At 65.4% G+C, this 24,552-nt stretch carries 21 protein-coding genes and 3 pseudogenes; 6 read left to right on the forward strand and 18 right to left on the reverse strand.

Features of this window, described 5'->3' with window-relative positions:
• Nucleotides 1-48 precede the first annotated feature (48 nt).
• From ACFUPX_RS29175 to ACFUPX_RS29185, 3 genes are all read right to left on the reverse strand, one after another.
• A complete protein-coding gene (locus tag ACFUPX_RS29175) occupies nt 49-816 on the reverse strand; it encodes an alpha/beta hydrolase family protein (RefSeq protein ID WP_383329036.1) in 768 nt (255 codons plus the stop codon).
• A 303-nt stretch (nt 817-1,119) separates the two neighbouring features.
• Nucleotides 1,120-2,598, reverse strand: coding sequence for a hypothetical protein (locus ACFUPX_RS29180; RefSeq protein ID WP_383329039.1), 1,479 nt, complete (start codon nt 2,596-2,598; stop codon nt 1,120-1,122).
• A gap of 591 nt (nt 2,599-3,189) precedes the next feature.
• Nucleotides 3,190-3,423, reverse strand: coding sequence for a hypothetical protein (locus tag ACFUPX_RS29185; RefSeq protein WP_383329042.1), 234 nt, complete (start codon nt 3,421-3,423; stop codon nt 3,190-3,192).
• A gap of 271 nt (nt 3,424-3,694) precedes the next feature.
• Here ACFUPX_RS29185 and ACFUPX_RS29190 point away from each other — a divergent pair.
• Nucleotides 3,695-4,717: pseudogene (locus tag ACFUPX_RS29190) on the forward strand (zinc-ribbon domain-containing protein); the annotation flags it as partial.
• 138 nt (nt 4,718-4,855) lie between these two features.
• Nucleotides 4,856-5,272, forward strand: a complete 417-nt coding sequence (locus ACFUPX_RS29195) for a hypothetical protein (protein ID WP_383329199.1) — start codon at nt 4,856-4,858, stop codon at nt 5,270-5,272.
• A gap of 527 nt (nt 5,273-5,799) precedes the next feature.
• Here ACFUPX_RS29195 and ACFUPX_RS29200 read toward each other — a convergent pair.
• The 10 genes from ACFUPX_RS29200 to ACFUPX_RS29245 form a co-directional block, all read right to left on the reverse strand.
• Complete coding sequence (locus tag ACFUPX_RS29200) at nt 5,800-5,961, reverse strand: hypothetical protein (protein WP_383329045.1); 162 nt, start codon at nt 5,959-5,961, stop codon at nt 5,800-5,802.
• Nucleotides 5,961-7,031, reverse strand: coding sequence for a hypothetical protein (locus tag ACFUPX_RS29205; RefSeq protein ID WP_383329048.1), 1,071 nt, complete (start codon nt 7,029-7,031; stop codon nt 5,961-5,963). Before ACFUPX_RS29205 ends, ACFUPX_RS29200 begins: the two co-directional genes overlap by 1 nt.
• A 619-nt stretch (nt 7,032-7,650) precedes the next feature.
• A complete protein-coding gene (locus tag ACFUPX_RS29210; protein ID WP_383329051.1) occupies nt 7,651-8,817 on the reverse strand; it encodes a caspase domain-containing protein in 1,167 nt (388 codons plus the stop codon).
• Complete coding sequence (locus tag ACFUPX_RS29215; protein ID WP_383329054.1) at nt 8,814-9,194, reverse strand: hypothetical protein; 381 nt, start codon at nt 9,192-9,194, stop codon at nt 8,814-8,816. Before ACFUPX_RS29215 ends, ACFUPX_RS29210 begins: the two co-directional genes overlap by 4 nt.
• Before the next feature lie 346 nt (nt 9,195-9,540).
• Nucleotides 9,541-11,286, reverse strand: a complete 1,746-nt coding sequence (locus ACFUPX_RS29220) for an ADP-ribosylglycohydrolase family protein (protein WP_383329057.1) — start codon at nt 11,284-11,286, stop codon at nt 9,541-9,543.
• A 4-nt stretch (nt 11,287-11,290) separates the two neighbouring features.
• A complete protein-coding gene (locus tag ACFUPX_RS29225) occupies nt 11,291-11,989 on the reverse strand; it encodes a DarT ssDNA thymidine ADP-ribosyltransferase family protein (RefSeq protein ID WP_383329061.1) in 699 nt (232 codons plus the stop codon).
• Nucleotides 11,986-13,386, reverse strand: a complete 1,401-nt coding sequence (locus ACFUPX_RS29230) for a UvrD-helicase domain-containing protein (protein WP_383329064.1) — start codon at nt 13,384-13,386, stop codon at nt 11,986-11,988. Before ACFUPX_RS29230 ends, ACFUPX_RS29225 begins: the two co-directional genes overlap by 4 nt.
• Before the next feature lie 203 nt (nt 13,387-13,589).
• The gene (locus ACFUPX_RS29235; RefSeq protein WP_383329067.1) at nt 13,590-13,778 is read right to left on the reverse strand and encodes a tyrosine-type recombinase/integrase; all 189 of its coding nucleotides are present in this window, start codon (nt 13,776-13,778) and stop codon (nt 13,590-13,592) included.
• Nucleotides 13,744-14,868: a tyrosine-type recombinase/integrase gene (locus ACFUPX_RS29240; RefSeq protein ID WP_383329070.1), complete on the reverse strand. Its 1,125-nt coding sequence runs from the start codon at nt 14,866-14,868 to the stop codon at nt 13,744-13,746. The genes ACFUPX_RS29235 and ACFUPX_RS29240 overlap by 35 nt, the downstream gene beginning before the upstream one ends.
• A complete protein-coding gene (locus ACFUPX_RS29245) occupies nt 14,861-15,127 on the reverse strand; it encodes a helix-turn-helix domain-containing protein (RefSeq protein ID WP_383329073.1) in 267 nt (88 codons plus the stop codon). The genes ACFUPX_RS29240 and ACFUPX_RS29245 overlap by 8 nt, the downstream gene beginning before the upstream one ends.
• A 399-nt stretch (nt 15,128-15,526) precedes the next feature.
• Between ACFUPX_RS29245 and ACFUPX_RS29250 the strand changes: the two genes are divergently transcribed.
• Both ACFUPX_RS29250 and ACFUPX_RS29255 read left to right on the forward strand, forming a co-directional pair.
• Nucleotides 15,527-15,754, forward strand: coding sequence for a helix-turn-helix domain-containing protein (locus ACFUPX_RS29250; protein WP_383329076.1), 228 nt, complete (start codon nt 15,527-15,529; stop codon nt 15,752-15,754).
• Nucleotides 15,755-16,190: 436 nt separating this feature from the next.
• A complete protein-coding gene (locus ACFUPX_RS29255; RefSeq protein WP_383329079.1) occupies nt 16,191-17,450 on the forward strand; it encodes a DUF3631 domain-containing protein in 1,260 nt (419 codons plus the stop codon).
• 587 nt (nt 17,451-18,037) lie between these two features.
• On the opposite strand, the gene ACFUPX_RS29260 is transcribed toward ACFUPX_RS29255, so the two are convergent.
• The 5 genes and pseudogenes from ACFUPX_RS29260 to ACFUPX_RS29280 all read right to left on the reverse strand — a co-directional run bounded on the left by ACFUPX_RS29260 (nt 18,038) and on the right by ACFUPX_RS29280 (nt 22,309).
• Nucleotides 18,038-19,012 carry a hypothetical protein gene (locus ACFUPX_RS29260; RefSeq protein WP_383329082.1) on the reverse strand — a complete coding sequence of 325 codons (975 nt, stop codon included), beginning with the start codon at nt 19,010-19,012 and terminating at the stop codon, nt 18,038-18,040.
• A gap of 257 nt (nt 19,013-19,269) precedes the next feature.
• Nucleotides 19,270-19,816 (reverse strand): annotated as a pseudogene (locus ACFUPX_RS29265) (hypothetical protein).
• Between the two features lie 29 nt (nt 19,817-19,845).
• Nucleotides 19,846-20,545, reverse strand: a pseudogene (locus ACFUPX_RS29270) (class I SAM-dependent methyltransferase).
• Nucleotides 20,546-21,466: an aminoglycoside phosphotransferase family protein gene (locus tag ACFUPX_RS29275; RefSeq protein WP_383329085.1), complete on the reverse strand. Its 921-nt coding sequence runs from the start codon at nt 21,464-21,466 to the stop codon at nt 20,546-20,548.
• An 87-nt stretch (nt 21,467-21,553) separates the two neighbouring features.
• Nucleotides 21,554-22,309 (reverse strand): hypothetical protein, encoded by a 756-nt coding sequence (locus tag ACFUPX_RS29280; RefSeq protein ID WP_383329088.1) that lies wholly within the window; start codon nt 22,307-22,309, stop codon nt 21,554-21,556.
• A gap of 227 nt (nt 22,310-22,536) precedes the next feature.
• Here ACFUPX_RS29280 and ACFUPX_RS29285 point away from each other — a divergent pair, with 227 nt between their 5' ends.
• Both ACFUPX_RS29285 and ACFUPX_RS29290 read left to right on the forward strand, forming a co-directional pair.
• Complete coding sequence (locus ACFUPX_RS29285; protein WP_383329091.1) at nt 22,537-23,892, forward strand: tetratricopeptide repeat protein; 1,356 nt, start codon at nt 22,537-22,539, stop codon at nt 23,890-23,892.
• Between the two features lies 1 nt (nt 23,893).
• On the forward strand, nt 23,894-24,427 hold the full coding sequence (locus tag ACFUPX_RS29290; RefSeq protein ID WP_383329094.1) for an NUDIX domain-containing protein: 534 nt from the start codon (nt 23,894-23,896) through the stop codon (nt 24,425-24,427).
• Nucleotides 24,428-24,552 lie beyond the last annotated feature (125 nt).

Below are 24,552 nucleotides of genomic sequence, written 5' to 3' on the forward strand. Positions count from 1 at the left end.
GCCTCCCAAGGGAGGCGGCGACCCCCGCTGCCGTGTGTCCGCGTCAGATCAGGGCCGTGGCTCGTCGAGGTACTGGTCGGCCCAGGCGCTGATGATGTGAGCGGCCCGCTGCGCCTGCCCTCGCGCGGTCAGCAGATGGTCCGCGCCTTCGAGGGAGATGAAGCTTCGCGGGTGCCGTGCCTCCTGGAAGATCTCCGCGGCATTGGAGATGTCGACGGTGGAGTCGGTGGGCGAATGCGCCACGAGGAGCGGCAGGTCCACCTCGCCGATCCGGTCGCGCAGGTGAGCCCGGCGCACGTCCTCGACGAAGGCGCGCTTGAGAACCAGCGTCCTCCCGCCGACGAACCACTCGTGCGCCCCGTCGCTGAGGACGCGATCCAGGACCGAGTCGTACTGCCGCTCGACGTGACTGGGATCGACGGGCGCCGCGATGGTGGCCAGCGCGCGGAGGCCGGCGATCTCGCTCGCGGCTGCGATCGCGGCGGCGCCTCCCCACGAGTGCCCCACCAGCAAATCCACCGGAGTTCCTCGCTCCGCCATGAAGGCCGCGGCACGGACGGTGTCCTTCACCTTGACGGTGAAGGAACCGTCCCCCCAGTCGCCCTCGGAGTCCCCGATCCCGAGATTGTCGAAGCGCAGCATGCCGATCCCCTCGCGTGCCAGCTGCTTGCTGACGCGCGAGGCGGCCGGCGATTCCTTGCCCAGGGTGAATCCATGCGCGAAGAGCCCCCAGCCACGGATCTCACCTTCCGGCAGGTCGATCACCCCGGCCAGCTCGGGGCCGACGACGCTCGGGAATCTCACTTTTTCGCTCATGTGTGGCGCTCACCTAGGCAGGGACTGATGGGGAGGGGAGGGAGTCGAGAGCGAGACTAGCCGGTGTCCACGCGAGACCAGGAAAACAGCGGGGCCGCCTCCCTGCTCCGGGAGACGGCCCCACTGTCCAGGCTGATGCTGATCCTGACGCGGCGTCGGGCTCACCCGACCTCGCGGTTTAGATGTCGAAGTACAGCTTGAGGATGTCTCTGAGCTGCGGTGATGCATTGCCATAGGTATGGCCGGTGCACTACGGGTGCACATGGACTCCTGGCGGACCGTGCCTGCCGGCGTGCAGTGGGTTCAGTGGCCGGATCTGGAAAGCCGCCGGGTGAGGCCAGAGATGACGGTTGTAGCCAGGAGCCAACCAGCTACGGCGCTCACCCAGGCGACCCACGCGGTGTCGCCGGACGGGACGAACGCCTTCTCCTGGCCGAGGTCGAGGACAGGAAGGATGAGGTCAAGGGCGTACGCGACGGGTTGGAAGGCTGGACTGTTGGTGCGGGCAGGCTGTGGCGGTACTGCCGTGAAGATGACGGAGACGACTGAAGTGAGGGTGACGAGCCAGATGAGAGCGCGCCCTGGGCGGTAGCCGTAGCCGACTGATAGGTCTTCGAAATACCCCCACAGGCGGGCAGAAGGCCGTGAGGAGCTGCGTCGCTTTCTGTGGCGGGCAAGCTGTACAGATCGGGCGTCGTCATCGTGGCCGAGTTGTCGATAGTGGGCGGCCAGCCGTTCGTACGGCTGGGGGTTGTAACTGTCGCCGCGATCGAGCCATGCCAGACGTTGGTCTGCCGGGAGTACGGGGCGGAGGTCTTGATAGGCCAGTCCGTCTAGCTCGATCCGTAGAGGCCGCGAGGCGGGGGAGTCGTCGATACGTCCGATGGTCGCAGCGCGAAGGTCAAACGCCGAGGGCAGCGTGCTGAGCGATGTCACGTTAAGGATGCCCACTGTCGCAGCGTGCAGATCGATGGTCGACGAGTCCGTGAATGTGGAGTCGGACAACTGCAGCGTTCCCTTGACCTCCGCACGGGGCAGGGTGACGTCTCCAGCTACGGTCGCGCCGTCGTGCAACTCGAGGTTGGCCTCGACGCGTACTCCTGGGGCGCGCAATGCATGGCGGTGGTCTGATGTGAGGGTGCTGCCGGACAGCCACAACGATTCGCCGATGGCGGCGGCGAACAGGTTGACACCGCCATGAGCCGTCATGCTGCGGCCGTAGATCCCTCCGCCGACGCGTACCGAGGGGGCGTTGATCGCCCATCCAGTGGCATTGCGTATTTCGGCACGGTTGAGCCAGCACTGTCCTCCGATTGCTGCTCCAAACAGAGAGATACCGCCACCGTCGATAGACACACCTGAGCAATGGAGGTCCTGGGCGAGGCGGATGCCATCACAGCGAAGAGCCGGCCCCGCCACGTGGCTCAGCCGGCCCTCGACCAGCTCAAGCGTGAAAGCTTCAGCACCCCACAAGTTGAACCCACCCGAGGCATTTACGGACCGCGCGTACAGCCCACCGCTGATGTGTAACTGGGGCGCGCGTAAGGCATAGCCGGTTCCTTCGCTGGCGAGCTCGGCACCGTTGAGCCATACATCACCGGCGACGTCAGCCCTGAACAGGGATATAGCACCGCTTATCGTCCGGACAAGTACTAGATCACCTTCCACTCGCGCCCTGTCTGCATTCAGGCCGGGGAGGCTGGAGCCAGTTAGGTCAACAGCACGGAGTGAGGTGTCACTCAGCTCAACCAACGATTCGAAGCGACAGTCGACGAGAGCCACGGGGATCTCAACCGTTGCGTAGGGCAGCCGGAGTGTGCCCGTGATGGTGGCTCCGACCAGATGCAGTTGCGACACCGCACCCGGTTCTGGAGGGGGCGGATCCAGTAGGAGGCGGGCGATGGCGTCCGCTTCGACCTCCCGGTTAGCTGAACGAGGCGCCTGCCCGGTGCTACCAGACGCAGGAGCAACGAGATCCAAAACAACGCCCGCGCGCATTGCGTGCCACAACTGCCGTGCGTTCGCTGACCATTGATCCGGTGGTGTGGACATGCCTCATTCCAGCATCAAGTGTGTGGCCTTGGCCGAAGGAAGCGATTCTTCCCTTGCTTGTACGAAGGAGCGCGGACGGGAGTTTCAATCGATTCCGCACGGCGCATCCTGTCTCTCATGGCTGCCACCGTGCGTGACAAGGACGCCCCAAGGACCGCTTCGTACCGGTCGGCGATGCGCTGGCTGTGCTGCTCACCGAGCACATGCGCAAGCACCCGCCGGTCGAGGTCACTCTGCCGTGGATGACCAAGGACGGTGAGCCGGTGACCGTGCGCCTGGTGTTCACCACGCGCGAGCGCAAACCGCTGAACAAGAACTACTTCAACTACCTCTGGAAGGAGGCCCATCCGTCTGCTCCCACGACAGCGGCACGTCCTTCGCAGCCTTCTTCGATCGCCGAGGCTTCACGCGCTTCACCGAGCCGGTCTCGCAAGGGTTCTTGGCGATCAGGTCGTCGTCTACGGCCATGGCCAGGATCGATGACAGGTGCGTGAAGACCAGCCCGACGGTTGTCTCGTCGAGCACCTGTAGCCGGCGCTTGATCCAGGTCTGCACGGTGGACGCCTTGATCTGGCGCAGCCTGAGTGAGCCAAGCGGCTTGATGATGTGGTTGCGGACGCGGACTTGTACTGGGCGTACGTCCGAGGATTGTCGAACGTCTGGTTCGCCAACCACTGCTCGGCCACCGCCTTGAGCTGGGCCTGGGGCTGATGCAGGCGCCTGCTGCTCGGCCCGCGACTGTCATTCCTGCCTCTGATCCTCGTGCGGTGGACCACAACAAGGAGGTTTGGTGCGGCGACCCCCGGTGAGCGAGCACGAGGAGCTAATGCAGGAGTGGGTGTGGGGGCTGAACAACGCTCTCGGGCTCGATCCCGCACGCCTGCTCCAAGGCAGCGACAAGAAGGCGTTCTGGGGCTTTCCGTGTGGGCATCGTGGTCAGGCACAGATCAACCAACGCGTGGCCGGGCATGGCTGCAGGGCTTGCGGGCATCTAAAGTCCGGGCGTGCTCGTCGAATCCCCAAGCCGGGCCACTCCCTTGCCGAGTTGGCTCCGGCCTTGGCGGCGGAGTGGGATACGGAGCGTAATGAGGTCGGCCCCCACGAGATCGCGGCCCAATCCAACATCGCCAGAAACTGGATCTGCCCCAAGGGCCACTATTACGAAATGGGGCCGAACGCCCGTTACCGCGGTCGCAACTGCCCGTACTGCCGGGGGCTGCGCGTAGGCCAAGGAAATGACCTAGCTACCAACAGGCCCGATCTCGCCCGAGAATGGGACGCTGAGCGTAACGGCACGCTGTCCCCGGAACAAGTCACGCCGGGCTCCCACAAGCAGTGCCACTGGGTGTGCGCGAGGAATCCGTCTCACCGCTGGACGGCAAGTCCGTCGAACAGGCGAACGCGAGGTTGCCCGTACTGTGCCAACAGGCTCATCGACCACACAAACAATCTAGCTGCGACTCACCCAAGTCTGGTCCTCGAATGGGACGTTGATCGGAACATCGCTATCATCCCGGCCCAGTTCGTACGGGGCAGCAGTGACCTCGTGTGGTGGACGTGCCGCTCCTGTGGCCACAGCTGGCGTGCATCCATCGCGAGCAGAGCCTGCGGTGGTCAGGGCTGCCCGCCTTGTGGGAGGACCCGGGCCCGAGCGGCCCTGATCCGTCCGGTCGTGGGCAAGTCCATCGCGACCGTAGCTCCCGACCTTGCGGCTGAGTGGCACCCATCGAGGAATGAGCTAACACCGCACGAGGTGGGTCCGGGGAGTGGTATCGAAATGTGGTGGCAGTGCTCCCGCGGCCACTCCTGGAAAGCCGAGCCAGACACTCGGACCCGTCTGGGGAGTGGTTGTGAGAAGTGCCAGATGGGGAGCACCTCAGTCCTGGAGATTCGCAATTATGCTGAGATCTCGCACGTCCTGAAATTCTGCGGCTTTGTCTCTGAGCATGGTCCTCGAATATCGTGCCTTCCCCCCAGTATCGGGGCAGTGGACATGCTCTTCCGAGACCAGGACGGAACCCAACCGGGCATCGTCGTCGAGTTTGATGGAGCCTGGTGGCACGACCGCGAAAAGAACAGGGTCGACGAGCGGAAAACCGATGCCCTCATCGACGCTGGCTTCGGGGTGATCAGAATCCGAGAATCCCCGCTTCCACCCGTTACGGCAGCTGATGTCCTAGTGCCGAAGAACCAGGCCGCCCATCTCACCTCAGCTGCCGTGCTGACCAAGATGCTGGAGCTCGACTGGATACCGCACGACCAAAGAGATCGCATCACCCAGTACTGCGCCCTAGGTGCAGAACAGGGTATGGCCGAGGCCGCGAAAATGATTCACCGTAGAGGCGGCTACGACCTCGCTACCTCAGCGGCCAACATCCGGGCCCGCCAGGCACCGAGCTCGTAGAGCAGCGCAAGAATCGGAAGTAGTCCAACTGTGTTAGCGGACGGGACAGTACCCGTCACCCGCACGCGGTCGAAAGCTCTTCGACCGGGCAAGACTGAGCTGAGCGTGATCACGGACTACCACCCGTTACGATCTTGCGGGCTCTCGTAGCGCCCAAGTCTCGAGTGGGGCCGCCACCTCCGATGGGGAGTGGCGGCCTCACTGTTGCTGACGCTACGTCAGTGAATCAGCCGAGCGGTGCGCAAGAGGGCGGAAGCAAGCGGGAACAGCGAGTACTGCTGAGCAGTGCCTTCGCAGATCAATGCACATGTCCAGGAACCCTCCCAGGTCACCCGGACCTGATCTTTAGAGATTGAAATAGAGACAAGGAGCGCTTCTGACCAGCACCGTTCACCATCTGCCGCTGGGGGCGGTGCACAACCGGTGCACGCCAGGGCAGGGCTGGCCGGAGCTTACATAGATCACTTCGCCACAGGAGACCCTCCGGGTGCGGTAGTAGCTCGTCCGGTCAGCGATCTGGGGCTTGGTTATGGTTGGTCATCTCCTGTCTCGCGCCAGGTGCGCCGAATCTCGTGCCATGCGCGGATGATCGCCGGCACTTTCCCCAGCGCCTCATGAAGCTGTGAGAGCGCGATAACGACTGCTCCGAACGCGGCCAGAACGGATAGCACGATGGCATCCCAGTTCATCAGTGGCTCTCCTCGTCAGAGGACCGAGCTGCGCCCGAGGCATCGGAAGGCGACGCGACGTCCGGGCTGTGCTCGGGCAGAACCCGATCGAGCCACCTGAAGGGAGCACCCAATTCTCCAAGCTTGATCCGGGTGCCGCCCGTGTAGACGCCTGGTCCGTGACGGAAACGTAGTTGTAGACCGCCACTGTTCATACCGCGGTGCACGAGGTTATACGTGCATTGCAAGGTGTACGTGCTGTCGCCGAGTTCTTGTTCCGGCCTGCAAGAGCAGTACTGGCGCTCGATACGGAGAGGCAAGCCCCATACGGGGTCCAAGAGGTGTCGCAGAAAGACATCGTGTTCGAGCCTGATGCCACGCACCGTGTCTAGCTCAAAGATCCATTCGTCGCCGGTGATCCAGGAGCGTGTTGAGTATGCGGTGCTGGCAGTCTGGAAGATGGCGATACGGCGTAGCAGTGCTGATCCGAGCCAGTCGAGGCCACGCTCGGCCTTCCACATCTCTGGGTAGTCACGGATGTGCGCTTCCTCGAAAGTGGTCAGCTTTGGCTCCTGCCAGAGCGGCGGAGCTTCGGCCTTCTCGTATCGACGCAAACATTCATCGAGCTCCCCAGCCCAATCCGTCCCGGGGATGCCTCGCAGTACAAGGTGGCATTCGCTGTCAACGAGTGTGAGGTGCAGGTCTGATCCGTCGATGCCAACAACTCGAAGGCCAACGACGCGATTTACTTGTACGCCTGGCTCGGCGCTGGGCAACAGCTGGTCGAGGGCATGGCCACTGCGGGCATACGAGGTGCCGTTGCTGAGTGTGGTGTGGCTGTCGAGGTGCACGACCGTAGATTTTGTTGTGGACTGCACGTGCGAGAGCCCGAGTGGATGGGCCCACCACTGGCCTCCGCTGCAAAGTTTGGCGAATACCTCAGCTTCGAGATGCGCTTGTTGCGGTCGGCCGGAATGAATCGGGTGGTGATTGTCTCTGCCACGCATCACTTTCTTCGCCACGGCGAAGGGTTCGCCCGTGTAGAGCTGCTGTGTCCTCGCGAGCTTCTCGAGCCGCCCACCGCTGGTCATATGCGATCCGTCCCCGGAATACCGTCGCCCCTCGGCACCCGACAACTGATCTACACGCCCTGCATGAGGGCATAAGTGAACAGTGCGATGCGCTGCGCAGGTGGGGCTATGGCTCCTTAACCCCTGGATGATCCGGCAACGGGGCGAAGCAGGATCAGGGGCGGCCTCCTGAAGGCCACAGCTGAGTGTGGGGGAGGACAGCTGTCAGGCGCAAGTGCTGATGGACGGCAGGCTCCCGTCGTTGCCAAGCGTGCGGTGGCGCCTATTTCAGCCAAGTGCATTCAACTCGTGGTCTGCCTACGTGGTTCGTTGCGAGACTCGATCGAGCAGGGCGTTTGCTCAACTCGGGGGTGTGTGATGGCAGGGCGTTCCGGTCAGTACTATCGCGCTGGCCACATGGTGAATCGGCCCACAGGCGGCCGCAAACGACCGAAGAAGAGGACCTGGGCCGGTGTTGCTGCTGTGGCCCTGCTGCTCCTTGGGGCGAAGCTCGGGCTCTTCTCCGGCAGTGGCGATGACGGAAGCACCACTCAGAAGCCGGACAAGCCATCCGCTACCGCCTCACCTGCGAGGAAGTAGCACCCTGTTGTCTGCTGCAGTTCGCGGCGCTGGTCTTGCGTCAGCGGCTGGTGCGCTTCGTCGGTGACTGCTTGCGTAGACCAATGGCCTTGAGCCTGGTGCGTAGTGAACTCGACGACCCCCGCTCTGGGGCCGGAGCGGGTGCGACGGTCGAAGGGGCTTGGGCTGAGGCAGCGCTGAGTCGTTCCCAGGCTGCTTTCCATCGGTCGACATGGTCGTCAGGCACACCGCACGAAGACAGGTACGTCTCGATCGTTTTTGTCCACCGGAGAGGAAGGTCCTCGCGGTTGAGGAGTCGACTGATGCTGCCTGCTGACAGTGGCGCGGGGGAGTTCTCGCTCAGCTCGCGTTGCGTCAGGCCGCTGATCGCACGGATCACGCCAAGCGCGTGAATGAACTCGGAAGCGTCCAAGAACCGATCTGGGTCAGGCCAGGCGGAGCTGGTGGCGCGTAGGGGAGTCGGCCGCTTGAACGACGTTTCGTAGCTGGCGTTACGCCCCCACACCAGCTCGCCGGCGCGATTTCGCGTACGGCGCTGTGGGGTGGGGTGCTCCTTGGAGGCCAATGTGGAGCGCAGGTGGCCGTAGAGGTCGTCCATCGTGAGCCACATGCCCGCCTCGGGAACCCCCTGCTCCATCGTGCTCAGGAGTCCGCCCGTGAATGCGGTGTACGGCTTCCCAGGCGGATCGAGGGCGAGGCCAGTTTCAGGGGCCGCTGCCATGAGAAAGCTGCCATCGATCCACGCCTGGTCAGCCAACGTGTCGGGCCCCGACATGCTTCCCAGAGCCCGCCCGCTGAAGCAGCAGTCGAGGATGATCACATGACGCTGTGCCCGGCCTTCGCTGATTGCTTCACGTAACCATGAGTAGGGCACGGCCCTGCGCCCCTGCCCCATGCGTGAGCTGGGAAGTCCTAGGTGCAGTTCTTGCTTCCGGTCCAACAGCCCGTGTCCTGCGTAGTAGACCAGCAGCGTGTCACGAGCACTCTTGGCGGCCGAGCTCACGGGTTCCAGCATCTCGTCCAACGAGGCAGGCTCAGCCACCACGGTGCAGTGCTCGGCTGCGAGGCCCCAGCCGAAGGGGCCGCAGACGGCTTCTGCAAGCGCGGGCAAGTTGTCAGCCACTCCAGGTAGATCTTCAAGGTGCGAGTAGCGACTGACCCCCACCAATACAGCCCGGGACTGAAGAGGGTCGGGTTTCGCCGTCACGATTGTCCGCCACTGGGTTGGTTCGGCGCCGGCGCGAGCTCTTCGAGAGAGGCGACGGCCCTCTCGATCTCCGCTGGCGATGCGTCCGTAATGGTGATCTCCAGATCGTCGCGTCGGATCGTGATGCGAGGTGTACGCGCTCGCGTCTGGCGCCATGCCGCCAGGGCCATTACGAACGATGCGGCACTCCAGCCGTTCTCCGTCACCAATTGCACGGCGTCGAGCCAGCCCCCCATGGCGCCACTTTGCATAGGTCGCTCAAGAAGGGAGACCTCGGCGGTGGTTCGTACGGACAAGTCATCGGTCAGCCAGCCACAGAGAGACTGCAATGCCTCATCCTGGTCGTGCTCGTCGACGCGTACTTCGATGTGTGTCACGCGTGGCCCCCTAGCTCTCGCACGGTCAACACCATCGTTCCTCAACTCCCCAGTCGTCTCAGCGTGATTGCGACAACTTGCCACCGCCGATGTAGGCATTAGGACCCACAGAGCGAGTCGGTCAGGCCACCAGTCACACGGCAAGGCCACCGTTCTTAGCCATCCGGGAGAGCCCAGTGCTCCTAGAACTCGCGTCGGGGGCTGATGGAGGCTTTGCTGCCGTTGCTGATTTCAAGCCAGAGAAGTGGCCAGACGGTGCGCTTGCCGTGTACGAGGAGGCAGAAGGGCGATCAGCGAGAACCTTGAAGAAGGGTCTTCGCAAGTTGCAGCCTGCTTACCCTGAGCATCACCCGACGGGAGGCTCGGCATTATTTACGGCAACGACTAGGTACGGATCAATCTGCGCCCAGAAGGCCCCACCATCCCGTTGGACTGCGCCATCGAACATCAATCCCTGCAGACGATCCCACGCCGCTTGGACGTCGGTGATGGCAACGCGCAGTTGAGCACGCGGGGTGCCCGTGGCGCTTTCCTTAATGTGCGCTTGCCTAATGACAAGATTCTCGTAGGAGACCCAGTCGCTGCCATGGCGGGGTGCACTCAGACCTAGGGCAGTGAGTGCTTTGGTCACGTGGCTGATGCTTGCGACAGGCAGGTAGGCGCCTTGGAGCCGCGCCTCGCTCAGCAGGCGGCCTGCTCCTTGCCCGGCGGTCAGCGCTACCTCGTCGCGAACGGGTTCGTGGACGCTCTTCGCCTCCACCCGCAGGATCTTGCGGATGAGGAAGAGGTTCTGGCCGTCCGCGGTGACTAGGTGGGTGCGTTGCGCCGTCCAGTTGCCAGACGCCAAGGCGTCTCGAGCGGCGACGTGGGCCTGGCGGCGGTCAGGGAGTAGGAGACTGGCTCGGGTGTTGGCCCTGTCGAGATCCTCAAGGAACCGCGAACGGGTCTGGCCGACCTCCTCGTGGGAGGGCGTGAGCGTCGTGGCGTCGGATTGGAGCAGGTTCTCGGCCAGCCTGATGATCAAAGCGCTGTCCTGAACGGTCCGGCCGAATGAGCCGAGCCATTCCTGGCCCAGACCTGCGCCGAGGAGACTGGCGGTCATGGACGCCAAAGTGTCCGTGTCCGCGCCTTCTTGGCGGGCCGGGATATTGATCCCACGCTCAGGGCCGGCGGCGGATCTAGCTGCAAGGTAGATGGCGGCTACCGCACATAGAGTCCCCGAACCACGTGTCTTTACCCGGGTGAGGCCATGCTCCTCCAGGAAAGCGGAGGGAGCACTTAGCGCGCCGCTGTCCAATGAGGACCGTGCGCTGGTGAGGAGATCTTCTACCTCTTGCACGGCGTCGTCCCAAGCCTGCTCGTAGCCGCCGGGGAATACGTGGGCTGCGGCATCGCGCCAGTGATGGTCCAAGCCCTGCCAGACTGGCTCTCTCCAGTCCTTCAGCCCATCCAACGTTGCTTCGACGAGCCAGCCGTAGGCCATCGGAGCGGGTTGTCGCAAACTGATCCACAGCGCGTATGCATGCACCAGAGCACCCAGGAGGGCACGTGGGTGTCCGTGGGTCGTGGCTGCGTCGCGGACGACGTCGTCGGCCAGGTCGCTGAAGGATCCCTCGCGGTGAACGATGACGTGCGGCGCGATCCGCATTGCCGCGCCGTTGGCCCCGGTGTTGAAGTACTTCTCCCGGTCATCGGCCCTGTTGCCCCAGGCAGCTTCGTGCTTCTCCCAGGCGCGACAAGCGCGTTTGACGCTGGCTCCGGCGCCGCGTTCGTAATCGGGGAGGAAAGGCCACTCGACGCGCTGCAGCCAATTGAGCCAGTCGTCGCCCGCAGTGAGGCGGGCGCGGGCCACAGCAATGAGCATCTGGGTGTCGTCGCTGTATTCGCCGGGGCCGATCTCCTCGAGAATCGGGCGGAATCGGCTCCCGGCCATTCGCTGCCAGGCGAAAAATCGCCCTGATACCTGGCTGACTGGCGGCAGTGCGCGGGTCCGATCTCGCCGCTCGTAGGGCCAGCCCATGGCATCCCCGACGGCTGCTCCGAGGAGCATGCCGCAGGCCCTGTCGTTCCATGGGTGAAGCTCAGCGTTCACGTGTTCACTCTGCCAGAGTCGTTCCGGGTATGTACGGGGTCTCCAAGGGCCGCTTGCCAGAGCGCACCGACCTGCTCAGGGCGTACTTGTCGAAAAGTACTGGGGCGACGACCAAGGGTGGCAGCAGAGTTGTCATGCCTAGCTGGGCATGTCTGAAGTACTCCAGCTCCGCCTGCTTCTCGTCTCGGACGATGAGAGAGCCTACGGCGGACAGGGGGATGGTGCCAGGCATCTGAATCTCTGCCTGGTCGTCCGTAGGCCACCAGGGCGGATGTTGGGGGTTTCGCCGCAGAGTCACCTTGCCGGTTACCGTGGGTGCAAACATGGCATTGAGCCCGTTGGCCCCTGGCTGGGCGTTGGCGCTTCTGTCTCGCGCCGAGTTGTAGGGACAGAATCGCGCGCCGGGAGTGGCGAGCAGGTTGAGGTCCAGAGTGAGGATCACCCAGTCCTGAAAATGACGGTCCCGGCTTGCGGCCTGCGCCAAGTACCAGGTGTTCGGGTACTCCACGCTTAGGAAGGTGAACTCTGGTGCTCCGTCCAGACGCTGTGTGTCTGCCGGCCGGTAGGCGTCCGCGGCAGTCTGCAACGCAGCTACGGGACGTATCTGTCGGGTGTCGAGGATGTGTGACAGGTTGGCCGACTTGGTGAAGTGGCATAGGCGGGTGATACCGCGAGCCTGGGCCTGCTCAAGTACGTGGTTCACAGGCTCACCCGCACATACAGGTCGGACATCTCGTGCGGCAACAGATCGGTGAGCTTGCTGGAGTGCAGCATGATGAGGTCCGTACGAGCCCGGGTGATCGCCACGTACAACTGCCGGGCCTCGCGAGCCTGCGCTTCTTCCAGGCCGTGCGCCTCCACTTCGCTCGGTTTCGGCAACTCGTCAGCGTCGCAGAACGGAAGGATGACCGAGTCGAACTCGAAGCCCTTAGCCGCGGAGTAAGTTCCGTAGAACACTCCAGGCTCGTCGGTCCAACGTGCAAGATCACGATGTAGGCGGCGAATGGGCACACGGCCTTGGTCGAGGAGAGGTCTGAGCTTGGCTTCGTGGTCCCGCGTGCGCATGAGTATGGCGACCTGGCGGTCCGCCCCCAGTGCCAGGGCGTTACGAGCCGCCTGAACGAGTTGATCTTCCTTGCTGGCAGTCTCGAGAATGGTGGGTCTCGGGCCGTCGGCCGCCGAGCCGGTCGGCTGAACCAGATCCACGTCGTCTTTGAAGTGCGGCATGTTCGATATGCCCTGGGCGAGTTGGGTGACCTGACGGCTGTTGCGATAGTTGTGGGCGAACTCCACCACATTTGCCACATGGAGACCTAGAGAGCGCCAAGACATCCGGCTTCCGTAGATCTGCTGCGCGTAGTCCCCAAAGAAGGTTAGAGAACCGTCGTCGGGAATGGCAGCTGCCAGGCTTCGGATCATCTCAGGTGTGAAGTCCTGACCTTCATCAACGACCACATGCCGGTAGAGCCGCTTCGTCGGGTCAACCTTGAGGTTCGACAGGGCAGTCGACGCCATGTTGTCGTAGTCGTACTCGTACCCGGCTTCGCCACGTGACTGCACATAGCGTTGGTAGACCTCGAAGACGACTTCACGGTCGGCCTGCTGAAGTGGCTTCCCCCTGCCAACTCGGCGAGTGCGATTCTCCACGTACGTCTGCTGGTCCACGATGCCGTGTCCGACCATCCAGTGCAGCTCATCCAGGAAGAAGTCGAGCGGACGGTGGATCACTGCCCGGTCGGCGTGACGCTTGCGGACCTCCGTCAACGCCCGCTCGACCAGTCGCTCCTTGGACTTGTATATGCGCACGGGCCTCTTGGTTCGGTGTGCGAGGTACCCGCGCGCGAAGGTGTGGTAGGTCTCGATTTGAAGGTTCGGAGACGCGGTGCTCATGCCCCTGAGGTAGGTAACGAGAGCCTTGTTGAAGGTGACTAACAGAGTGCGGCCGCCGACACCTGGGGCCGTGGACAGGTAGTGCGCCCGATGGACCGCCATCGTTGTCTTGCCGCTGCCCGCCGTGCCCAGAACGACGCAGTGACCACGTTCGTTGAGGAAGACGACGTCCCGTTGGTGTCCCTTCGGTTCAGGTAATGAAAGCCCCATCGAGCCATTGTGACGCGTTCATGGCCGCTTCGTACAGGTGATCCAGGTTCTGGGCCGGGCGACCGAACCAGGCCCTTGGTGGTCCAGGGTCAGCATGTCCGCAGTTGTCCCGGCCAAAATTCCACGACGTGGCGCCGGTGAGTGCCTCGGTCAAGGAGGTTGTCTCAACTGCCATGTGTAGTGGCGGAAGGAGGCATGAGGGGCTACGTGCCGGCTCGGTATCGTCGACCGATTGCCTTGCGAGCCTTCTCGACCGCACCCGTCACACGGTGCACGTACCGGCGGAGCGTGAACGCGGGATCCTCGTGGCCGAGGAGATCGGCGAGCGTGTAGACGTCAACCCCCTCGTTGATCGCCTCAGAGGCGAAGAGGTGCCGCAGGGCATGCATCATCTTGTCGCGGCACTCCTCCCACTTGCGGCCCTTGCCAACAGGCTTGTCGTTGAGGGCAGTTATCGCGCCTATCGCCCTCCAGGGCGGCCTTCCAGAGGTAGTTGAAGTAGTTCTTGTTCAGCGGTTTGCGCTCGCGCGTGGTGAACACCAGGCGCACGGTCACCGGCTCACCGTCCTTGGTCGTCCACGGCAGAGTGACCTCGACCGGCGGGTGCTTGCGCATGTGCTCGGTGAGTAGCACGGCCAGTGCGTCGCCGACCGGTACGAAGCGGTCTTTGGTGTCGTCCTCCGTGCCGCCCTTCGGAGGGGCGAAGACCAGCGTGCCGCGGTCGTGGGTGATCTGGCGGCGGATGTGAACGACCTTGTCCTTCTGTAGCCAGTTCACGTCCTCGGGGCTGAACCCGAAGATCTCGCCCTGCCGCATGCCCAGTCCCCGGCCGCAGTCGACCGTGGCCTGGTAGCGCTCAGGCAGGTGGGGGCGCAGGTCATCTGTTTGCTCCCACGACAGCGGCACGTCCTTCGCAGCCTTCTTCGATCGCCGAGGCTTCACGCGCTTCACCGAGCCGGTCTCGCAAGGGTTCTTGGCGATCAGGTCGTCGTCTACGGCCATGGCCAGGATCGATGACAGGTGCGTGAAGACCAGCCCGACGGTTGTCTCGTCGAGCACCTGTAGCCGGCGCTTGATCCAGGTCTGCACGGTGGACGCCTTGATCTGGCGCAGCCTGAGCGAGCCAAGCGGCTTGATGATGTGGTTGCGGACGCGGGACTTGTACTGGGCGTACGTCCGAGGATTGTCGAACGTCTGGTTCGCCAACCACTGCTCGGCCACCGCCTTGAGCTGGGCCTCGCCCTTCCTCGTGTCGATGTACGTGCCGTCGTCGACGCTGCCCTGCATCTTGGTGAGGTGCTGCCGGGCGTCCTCGTACCGGTCGAAGCTCTCACTCTGCTGCTGTCCGTCTGGATCGCGCCAGCGCGCCAACCACCGCTTGCCGCGTCCGTGTTCGCGGGACGGGGCCTTCTTGTGGGCAGTGCAGGTCTCGTCGTCGGCCTGCGGCTGCTTCTTGTGCCAGCGGTCGTACGGCTCAGCCACGCTTCCCCGCAGCGGAGGTTGTGAGCAGAGTAATCGGCGAGACGCCGAGTGCGGTGGCGATGGTGACGAGGTCGTCGATGTCGCAGCGGCGGCGAGCGCGTTCGGTGCGGCTGAGGGCGATGTTGGTCAGGGGGCGACCGAGGGCGGTGCATCGTTCGGCGAGGCGCTGCTGGGAGAGGCCACGCAGCAGACGCAGGTACTCGATATTGCGCGCGGCTTGGATTCCAGCCGGGCCTATTTCTATGGGTTGGGTTGCCATGACAGATAGCTGTAACTCGAATTCGGTGGCCGTGACAAGAGATTCCTCAAGGGCTTGTGAAAGCTCGACGGAGTCAACAAGACTGGTAGTTCGGTGAAGCCGGATTCTCGTGCTATGGTCCCGCGCCGCTGCCTCTGAGCTGCTCAGATCGGTCGATGACCTGCGGTCGCGCCCGTTGGTTTGGATGGATTGGGCTGACAGGGGCGTCCGGAGAAAAACGGACCAATCCCTCTGCTCTCGGCGCAATTTCGGCAACCGGCGATCCAGGTCTACGGTTTTGTTCCCATTCGGCGACAGGTCGTTTGGGGTGGCCGTGGGATTTCCGCACAATGCCGCTGGACGCGGCAGGCAATTCTGTGGCTGTCTTGTCCACCCCGCCACTTCAGCGAAGGAGCCCCTATGCCTGGAACCCCGCGCCCCACCCCCGCCTATGGCGCCGGTCCTGTCCCTCTGGCCACGCCGGAGGAGGTCGCGGTCTACCTCGGTGTGCCGGTGAAGACGCTCTACCAGTGGCGTCATCGGCGCATCGGCCCGACCGTGCACAAGGTCGGCCGGCACCTGCGCTACCGGTGGCGGGAGGTGGACGTGTGGCTGGACGCGCAGACCTCGTACGACCTCACGGTCTGACTCCGCACCCCCCGGGGACAACGAAGCGGCCCCCGGCGAACCACCGCCGAGGGCTGAGGAGTCCCCAACTGATCGCCCCCGGCCTGTGGATTCAGTCCCCGGCCAGATGAACTTTGCGGTCGACGGGGATCAGCACGGTCCCCGAAGTGAAACCGGGGTGCGGGGAACGGAAGTTGGGGACCGGATATCCGCGGCTGCGGTTGGGGACCGGTCCCCAACTCGTGACCGGAACTCTGAGCCTGCTGCTGGTTCGCAGGTCAGCGCGGTGAGGACGCGGCCTGGGGCCCGTGACGGGGACGTCCCCCAGCGATCCGGGGACCGTGATGGGGACGCGTCGCAGCGTGTTGGGGGCGGTGAATCCGATCCCCAGCGGTCGCTGGGGACCAGTCAGGGGACGGGGACTGTCGACCGTTCGGGAACCGGGTCAGGGGACGCCATGAAATCTGGCGGTGCTTCGGGGACCGGTGACGGTGGAGATTCGGTGCCGGGGGAGGGAGTGGTGCTGCTGGATGAGTTGCGATCGACCATCGGTAAGTACGTCGTGCTGCCGAGCGAGGAGGCATTGACCGCGGTCACCCTGTGGGTGGCGGCCACGCACATCCAGACGGCCCTGCAGCACGCGCCTCGCCTGGCGGTGATGAGCCCGACCAAGGGCTGTGGCAAGTCCCGTGTGCTGGACGTCCTTTACGAGACTATCCATGACCCGATGATGACGGTGAACACGTCTCCGGCGGTCATCTTCCGCACCATCGGCAAGATCCCGCCCACGCTGCTGGTGGACGAGGCGGACACCATCTTCAGCCCCAAGGCAGCGGGCGACAGCGAGGTCCTGCGCGGCCTGCTCAACGCCGGACACCAGCGCAACCGGCCCGCCTGGCGGATCTCCGGTCCGGAGCACAAGCCCACCCCGTTCCTCACCTTCGCGATGGCCGCGATCGCGGGTATCGGCGACCTGCCCGACACCATCACCGACCGGTCAGTCGTACTGCGGATGCAGAAGCGCAAGCCCGGTGAAAAGGTCGCCCCGTTCCGCTCGCGGTACGCGGGACCCGAACTCAAAGCACTACGTGATCGGCTGGCTGCGTGGCTGGGTCCGCTGCGGAGCACGGCCGCCCGCATGGTGCCGCCGATGCCGGTGGAGGACCGGGCGGCGGACACGTGGGAGCCGCTGGTCATCATCGCCGACCTGGCCGGTGGTCACTGGTCAAGGCAGGCGCGTACCGCGTGTGTGGCCATGACCCGCCACGAAGCCGCGCAGGACGAACAGACCAGCCTGAAGACTCGGCTACTGCGCGATGTCCACCGTGTCTTCGAGCGGGCGAACAACCCCGAAGCCCTGCCCACCCTGGACCTGGTTGCTGTCCTGATCCAGGACGCAGACGCTCCGTGGGCGGACCACGGTGCCAAGGGCTTGAACGCCTACCACCTCGGCAACCTGCTACGTGACTTCGGTATCAGCCCCACCAACTACCGCTTCGATCAGGGGCGTCAGGCCAAGGCATATGTGCGCAACCGATTCCTGGATGCCTGGGCCCGCCATTGCCCCGACCTGATCCAGACCGACACCACACCTGAGCCTGCGCCCGGCGCCACACCTGCAGGTCCGACCGTGGGCAAGCCGGTCACGGGCGGGCCGACGGGTTCGCTCCCTGTGGGACGGCCCGCCGATCCTGCCGGGCCGAGGCGAACTCTCTGACCTCACCTGCACAACGCACCTGGACGGGAGTCCGTAGCAGTGCGTCGCATCCGTCCCCGCGCAGGTCAGCGCGGGGACGGACTCTCTCGCCGGGACGGACGTATCCGTACCTGCTCCGGCGTCCGTACCTGTGCTGACCAGGCATGCGACGCATGCAACGGATGTGACACCCCGCCAACCCCCTGCCTTTGGAGCACCACGATGCCCGACACCGACACCGGTAACGCACACCCCACTCGCCGCCGGGGATGGCTCGGCCTGGGACGACGAACAGCAGCAAGCTGTACCTTCCGAAACTCCCCCGCAGCCCAGGGCTGCGGAGGAGTTTCGGAAGGGGCCCGCCTTGAGGAGGCGGAAGGGGCCTGGCGCCAGGGGGCGCCAGACCAGCGGTGACCGTTTTCCCGCCCCAGCGGCGGGGTTGATGCCGGCGAAGCAGGTTCACCGGCCTTCGAGGTCGTGGGGGTGCCACGTCTGGTCAATGGTGCTTTTCGAGCGTCGCTCCGCGATGGGCCTCCGGCCACCCTGGCCAGTTGGTGCCGCTCCCTAACAGGACGGCCAGTGGAACCATGGCACAAGCCGCAAAAACCTCACGCCACCGAATCGAGCCGCTGGGCGCACACACTCCGAATGGTCTTCAAGTCAGCTAGTGCCTGATCCCGCGCCTCCTTGTGGCCGGGCAGCCCCTTGCTCACCGTCTCCACAGACTCGCTGAGTGCCGCGATGACCGCCTTCGGGGCGAACCGCATACCGAAGGCATAGCCAGTGTCAACTCGGGTGCGCAGGTCCCGCTCCAGGGTCTCCCAGGCATCCAGGACTGCCAACTGATTCTCGGTTGCGGGGGGCTGTTCCAGCGCCCGAACCATGGCCTGGATGTTCTTGTGGGTCTGCGTGCACAGCTTGCGATAGCGGGTCCACATCTTGTGCGTTGCCACCATCGTGGCGATACCGATTGTGACCGCCAGGGCTGGCAACGCCTTGGTGTAGTCGCGGGAGAGTGTGGAAAGCGCGGCGTACAGCAATACAGCCACGCCGCAAGCCCCGTTGAAGTTTGCCAGCGTCCGGCTGGCCATGGCCCGGAGGACGCGGCCGTCAAGTCGTTCGAGCAGGTTGTCCTTTGGCTCGAGCCAGCGAGCGATGTGAGGAAAGAGGAAGCAGAACGCCAGCATCTTTTTAGCGTCCATACCGTGGTCGAGATATTGATCAGGTGCCGCCACGATCCTGTCGAACAGGTTGAGCGGATACATGAACAACTTGAATGCGGCCCCCCCACACACTGTCACCTTCAGCTTCTCCCAGCGCCTGATCCATACAGGCGTGTGGAATGTAGTTTTCAGCCAGCGGCGGATTTGCTTCGGTGTGTGCCAGCCTTCGGTGAATCCCCGCCACTGACGTGCCGACCAAAGACTGAGGACAAGGCTGCAGACGAAGAGAACCACACCAGGCACCCGGTACCGAGTGTCGTACAGCTGATTGCTCCAGACGTTCACGACAAATCCAACAGGCAACAAGGCGCGCTTCCAGTGGGCGCGACCAGGGGCAGCAGTCCGGAACCAAATCGACATGCCTTCATGCTCCTGCGGGCACAAGGCGAACTAGAACGGTTTGATGCAGATCAGAGGTTGGGCGCTATTGGGCTGGTGACGCGTGCGGTCCTTGCTGGCGCTGCTATCAGGCGGGCCTGTCTCCTGGTTGAGCTTGCAACCATCGGCGGGGAAGAGACAGGACTGGCGAGATTCAAGGAGCGCCAACAGGGGGGCCGTTCCCACCCTGTGCCTGCCGGTCAAAGCTTGCTTCGCCTGGCTGATGGGGCGCTCCCGCATCATGCAGCTGCTGCTGATGGTGGCCGCTGTCTCAGGTTGGCGGCCCAGAGAACCACCGCCAGGAGATGCTCGGAGAGCAGACCGACATACGGATCGGGCTGCACCAGCAAGGTGGGCGCCCCCGATGCAGTGCGCTGGGTGGCCCACTCGTGGTCGAGGGCGGTGAAGTCGTCGTCGATCCATGCGGCCGGGGAGCCGCCGAGCAGGGCGTCGACATAGTCGCGCTTCCAGAGGTAGCCGTCGGGGTGGCTGGTCGTGATGTCCGGTCGACGGCAGCGGGGGCAGGTCGAGGAGCGGTCCGATCAGAGTGGCTGCGTCCTGACGCCAGCTGGTGCACCAGGCCGGAGCCGTTAGGCCGGAGCGGATGACGTCCATGAGCAGGGGACCGTGGGCCGGGTTGAGCCAGACGGTCACCGGGTTGTCGGCGTTTCGGCCGGTGGGGACGACGTCGTGGCGGGTGTGCGTTGCTGGGGTTGAGCCGTGGTCGTCGTCGGGGAAGGGGATGAGGACCCCGTCTATGTCGATGAGGAGGCAGGGCGGGCGCATTGGTTCCTCCGGCTCGTGTGAGGGCGGGGTCAGAGCTTGCGTGCGGTGATCAGCAGCGTGGTCGGCCACGGGCCGTGGCGACCGTCGTGGAAGTCCTGCGCGGACGTGAGCCGGAGGCCGGCCCGGGCGAGGTGTTGGCCCCAGCGCTCGGCGTCGAACTCCCAGCGCACCAGGGGCAGGCGGGTGCGGTCGGGCAGGGTGACGTGGTCACGGCGGGGGCGGTCGTCGCTGGCCGTGCGTCGGCCACCGCGTTGGGGGTGGGGCACGGAGAAGGCGAGGGTGCGGCCGGGTTTGAGGTGTGCGGCGATGGCCGGCAGGAGCAGGTTCGGAGGGACGAGGCCGATCGCACCGAAGACGGAGTAGATGGCGTCGAATTGTTCGTCGGTCGCCTGGAGGTAGTGGAGGGCGTGGCCGGCGGCGAACGTGAGGCCGGACAAACGGCCGTAGTGGGCGCGGGCTCGCCGGATCTGGAGGCCGACGAGGTCCACGCCGGTGACGCGTGCGCCACGTCGGGTGGCGAGGTGGGCGGCGTTGTGTCCGGGGCCGCAGCCGAGTTCGAGGACGCGGCGGTGGGCGAGGTCGTGGCCGAGGATCTCCGCGCCGGGACCGAGGCCCGGGCGGGTGGTCCACTCCATCCGAGCGGGAACAGGCAGGGGGGGCGGCGGGTGCGGCCGCTGTGCGTTGCAGGGCGTGCGCGTGCCAGGGCGAGGGCGCTGGTGCCGTCGTCATCTAGACCTCCAGGAGGCGGAGGACGTCGGTGAGGTGGCGTCGTACGACCTTGATGTACGCCGGGTCGGTGGCCGGGTCGTTGATCCAGCGGATCGCCTGGTCCATGAACCACTCCACGCTCCAGATGCGCTGCCAGCCCAGTGCCCATTGCTCGGCGGGGAGTTCACCGCGAGGGGTGAGGGCGTCGGGTGTGCCGCCGGCGGCCACGTATTGCTCGATGAAGGTGCGCAGACGGGCCGGGTCGGGATCCTCGATGGTGCCGTGCCAGCTGGCCAGGTCGAGGAGGCCGGGGCCGGTGAAGGCGCGGGCGAAGTCGAGCAGGCGCCAGGTGTTGCCGCGGCCGATGTGGAGGCTGGTGGGGTGGAACTCGGAGTGCACCCAGCCGAACGGGGCGAGGGTGGCGCCGGTCGCGCGGTGCGGGGCGGTTCGGGCGAGGAGTTCGAGGGCCTGCTCGATGTCGTCGGTGTCCTCGGCCGCCCAGCGGTCGGCCTTGCGCAGGGCGCGGAGGTGGTCGAGGGCGCGGGCCGGGAGAGCGCGTAGCGCTTCCTCGTCGAGGAGGGCGAGCGGTGGGGCGGTGCGGGCGCAGTGTACGACGACCGCTGCTGCGGCGCCGTCGAGGTCGTCGGCCTCACGGGCCGCCGGCCCGAGGTCTTCGATGAGCATGCCGAGCCGGCCGTCGCGCACCGCGGAGGCGTACACCTTCGGTACGGGGATGCCGAGGGTGTGCGCGAGGCGCAGGGCCTGGTCCTCGCTGTCGAAGGGGCGCTTGGCGTACTTGAAGATCGCAGTGGTGCGGTCGGGGAAGGTGACGCGTTCGACACCGGACATCGACCACACGCGGACCTCCTCGCGAACGGGGGTCGGGCGGCCTGTGGCGGTGCACAGGTTGTGGAGGAGGTCGGCGGTGAGAGTCTCGTCCATGGGGAGTGCTCCTGGAGGGTCTGTACGGGAGTGGGCGTCCGGGGCGGGAGCGAGGGCGTGTCCCGCCCCGGAGCCTGGTCGGACGGGCTAGGCAGCCGGGTGGTTGGTCGCGCGGTGGGCGTAGACCTGTTCCATCCATCCAGCCTTGAACTGGGCAAGGTCGTCACGGAAGTTGGCCATCGAGGCACCGTAGGGCGCCACGACGCCGCCGGACTGGTCCGGCACGGACTGGCAGCCGTGGACCAGGCGTCCGCCGAGGGCGGCGTGGGCCTTGATGGACTCGATGCGGCGGTGCTCGTTGAACCAGCCGCCGTGGTAGACCTCGTCGAGCAGGCCGCCCATGGCGTCGTCCAGGTCGAAGACGACGGAGGTGGCGGCGGGGAAGAACCAGCACGGGCCGACGTTGGAGATGTGCCCGTCGAGTTCGACCTTGTTCAGGGCCATCAGCGTGGCCGCCTCGCGGAGCATCCGCAGGTGCTCGGCGGTGATCTGCGGCAGGCCGAGCGAGGCGAGGTGTTCCTCGCGGAACAGGTACGCGTACACCTCGTACGCCGTGGTCAGGACGCGTGCCGCGTCCAGGGTGGAGCGGGCGTGCTCCCGGATGAAGTCGAGAGCGAGCTGTTCGACCGCGCTCTCGGTCGTCTCCTCCACGTCCAGGAGCCGGGACTTGACCAGCTCCCAGTCGGCGACGAGCCAGGTGCTGGACTCGAAGCGGAAGAAGTACTCGGCCGGGTCGATGGTGATGCGCCGGCCGTCGACCTGGATGCCGGGCAGCCGGCTCCAGCGCTCGTCGAACGCCTCGGGCAGAACGGCCGTGATGGCCGTGGTGTCGATGGTGGTCACCGTGTCTCCGTCTCTCATCGGCCGGGTTCGGGCACAGGAATGCCCGAACCCGCATCAGGTGTACGGAACTTGGGGCCGCCCGGACCAGGAGGGGAGCCTGGGTCAGCCGGAACCTGGAACCGTTCCGGGCGGCTGTTGATTAGTGAACCCGTCGTCACGCTCAGTGGGTACGGTGAGGGGAGGCGGAAGCGGTATACGCGGTTTACAGCTGCTGATCGGGGGAGGTCGTGCCAGCGCCCAACCAGCCCAACTCGCGTCTACGGGACGTGATCTCTGCCAGCGGGTGCACCTTCGACGCCCTGGCGAAGGATGTGCGCCGGGTCGCCGCCGAGAACGGCGAGATCCTGCAGACCAACAAGTCCGCGATCTCCCACTGGGTCAACGGTGCCCGCGAGCCCAGCGGCCGGATGGTTCAGTACCTGGCCGAGGCGCTCTCCCGGCGGCTGGCACGGACCGTCACGCTCACCGAGATCGGCCTGCGCGGCCCGACCGAGACACCGGCTGATGACCCGGACCCGGTCGTCACGGCGACGGAGCTGGGGCGCGCCGACGTCGACCGCCGGCACTTCCTGGGGATCGCCGCCTTCACCACCGCCGGAGTCGCCATGCCCCTCGGCTACGACCACGAGGCGACCTCCCGCATGCTCCGCGCCCGCACCGGAGGCGTCCTGGTCGGGGCCGAGGACGTCGCCGTCGTACGCCACATCACCACCGCGTTCAGCTCCGCCGACGAACGCCTCGGCGGCGGCCACGGCCTGACCACCGTCACCGCCTACCTCGCCGACACCGCAGCCCCCATGCTCCGCGCCCGCTTCCCGGACGAATCCCTGCGCCAGGCAGCCTTCGGCGCGGTCGCCGAACTCGCCTATCTGGCCGGCTGGAAACACCACGACCTCGGCCAAGAGGGCGCCGCCCAGCGCTACTACCAGGTCGGCTACCAACTCGCCTGCGAAGCCGACCCCAACGGCCACGCCGCCTGGATGATGCGCGCCCTCGCCCACCAGGCCCTCAGCCTCAAACAACCCCACCACTGCGTCGACCTCGTCGAAGGCGCCCTCACCCGCGGACTCGGCCGCGTCGACGGACAGACCGAAGCCCTCCTCCACATCACCCACGCCCGCGCCTACGCCGCCACCGGCGAGAAGCCCGCCGCCGCCCGCGCCCTCCTCGCCGCCGAGGACGCCCTGCTGCGCGAGGACGGCCCGCAGCCCAGCTACTCCCGCGTGAGCGGACCGGCCGCCGGCACCGTGGCCAGCCACACCGCCCGCACCCTCACGGACCTTGCCGATCACCCAGGCACGGAGGTCCAGCACCGAGCTGCACTCACCCGCTGGGACCCGGTCCAGTACAAGCGCGTCCACGCGCTCACCTACGCCGACCTCGGCGACAGCCTCGCCGCCCAGGCCCGCGCCGACGAGGCCATCGCCGCCTGGTCCCAGTCCCTGACCTTGATAGAGGGCATAACGTCGGCCCGCACGCGCAAGGCCATCTCGTCCTTGCGCTCACCCCTCGCGATCTACCAGCGCTGCAAAGTCCCCGGCGCGGCCGAACTCGCCCGGCGCGCCCGTGAAGCGCTCGCCTAACATGCCCAACTACCTGGCCGATGAAGGGAACCCCGTGGCTGATTCGACGACCGACGCCCGCCCCCAAGCCCTCCAGCCCGCCCTCGAATCCATGACCCTGTTGGTCGCGGCCGTCATCGTCCACGACAAAGCCACCAACCGCGTCGTGCTGCTGCAGCGCAGCGAGAACGCGAAGTTCGCCCAGGGCATGTGGGACCTACCGGTCGGCAAGAGCGAACCGGGGGAACCGATCACGCAGACCGCGGTGCGGGAGCTGTACGAGGAGACCGGCCTGGTCGTGAAACCGGAGGCGCTGAAGGTCGCCCACATCATCCACGGGGCGTGGGGAGTTGAGGCCCCGAACGGCTTCCTCACCGTTGTCTTCGCTGCCCACGAATGGACCGGTGAGCCTGAGAACTGTGAGCCGCGCAAGCATGCTCAGGTGAGGTGGGTTGACGCCGATGCCATGCCGGAGGAGTTCGTCGACACGACGGCCAGTGCCCTGCGACGGTATCTCGCCAATGGCCCTCAGGTCTCACTCGACGGCTGGCAATAGTGTCGTGCCCCCGCGTTGCCGTGGGCCGGAGCGCGACCTGAGCCGTGTTGGCTCTGGCCAGCACCTACTCGACATGAGAGGGAAGTCGGTGCGCCGAGCTATGGGCACTGGGACTTGAACGGGAA

The sequence above is a fragment of the Streptomyces sp. NPDC057302 genome (assembly GCF_042667685.1).
Taxonomy (GTDB): Bacteria; Actinomycetota; Actinomycetes; order Streptomycetales; family Streptomycetaceae; genus Streptomyces.

Coding starts and splice junctions, on each gene's coding strand:
- ACFUPX_RS29275 (WP_383329085.1), bottom strand. CDS start 21,466: ATGGACGAGACTCTCACCGCCGACCTCCTCCACAACCTGTGCACCGCC.
- ACFUPX_RS29175 (WP_383329036.1), bottom strand. CDS start 816: ATGAGCGAAAAAGTGAGATTCCCGAGCGTCGTCGGCCCCGAGCTGGCC.
- ACFUPX_RS29255 (WP_383329079.1), top strand. CDS start 16,191: ATGAAATCTGGCGGTGCTTCGGGGACCGGTGACGGTGGAGATTCGGTG.
- ACFUPX_RS29250 (WP_383329076.1), top strand. CDS start 15,527: ATGCCTGGAACCCCGCGCCCCACCCCCGCCTATGGCGCCGGTCCTGTC.
- ACFUPX_RS29230 (WP_383329064.1), bottom strand. CDS start 13,386: ATGGGGCTTTCATTACCTGAACCGAAGGGACACCAACGGGACGTCGTC.
- ACFUPX_RS29290 (WP_383329094.1), top strand. CDS start 23,894: ATGCCCAACTACCTGGCCGATGAAGGGAACCCCGTGGCTGATTCGACG.
- ACFUPX_RS29260 (WP_383329082.1), bottom strand. CDS start 19,012: ATGTCGATTTGGTTCCGGACTGCTGCCCCTGGTCGCGCCCACTGGAAG.
- ACFUPX_RS29235 (WP_383329067.1), bottom strand. CDS start 13,778: ATGATGCATGCCCTGCGGCACCTCTTCGCCTCTGAGGCGATCAACGAG.
- ACFUPX_RS29245 (WP_383329073.1), bottom strand. CDS start 15,127: ATGGCAACCCAACCCATAGAAATAGGCCCGGCTGGAATCCAAGCCGCG.
- ACFUPX_RS29205 (WP_383329048.1), bottom strand. CDS start 7,031: ATGACCAGCGGTGGGCGGCTCGAGAAGCTCGCGAGGACACAGCAGCTC.
- ACFUPX_RS29200 (WP_383329045.1), bottom strand. CDS start 5,961: ATGAACTGGGATGCCATCGTGCTATCCGTTCTGGCCGCGTTCGGAGCA.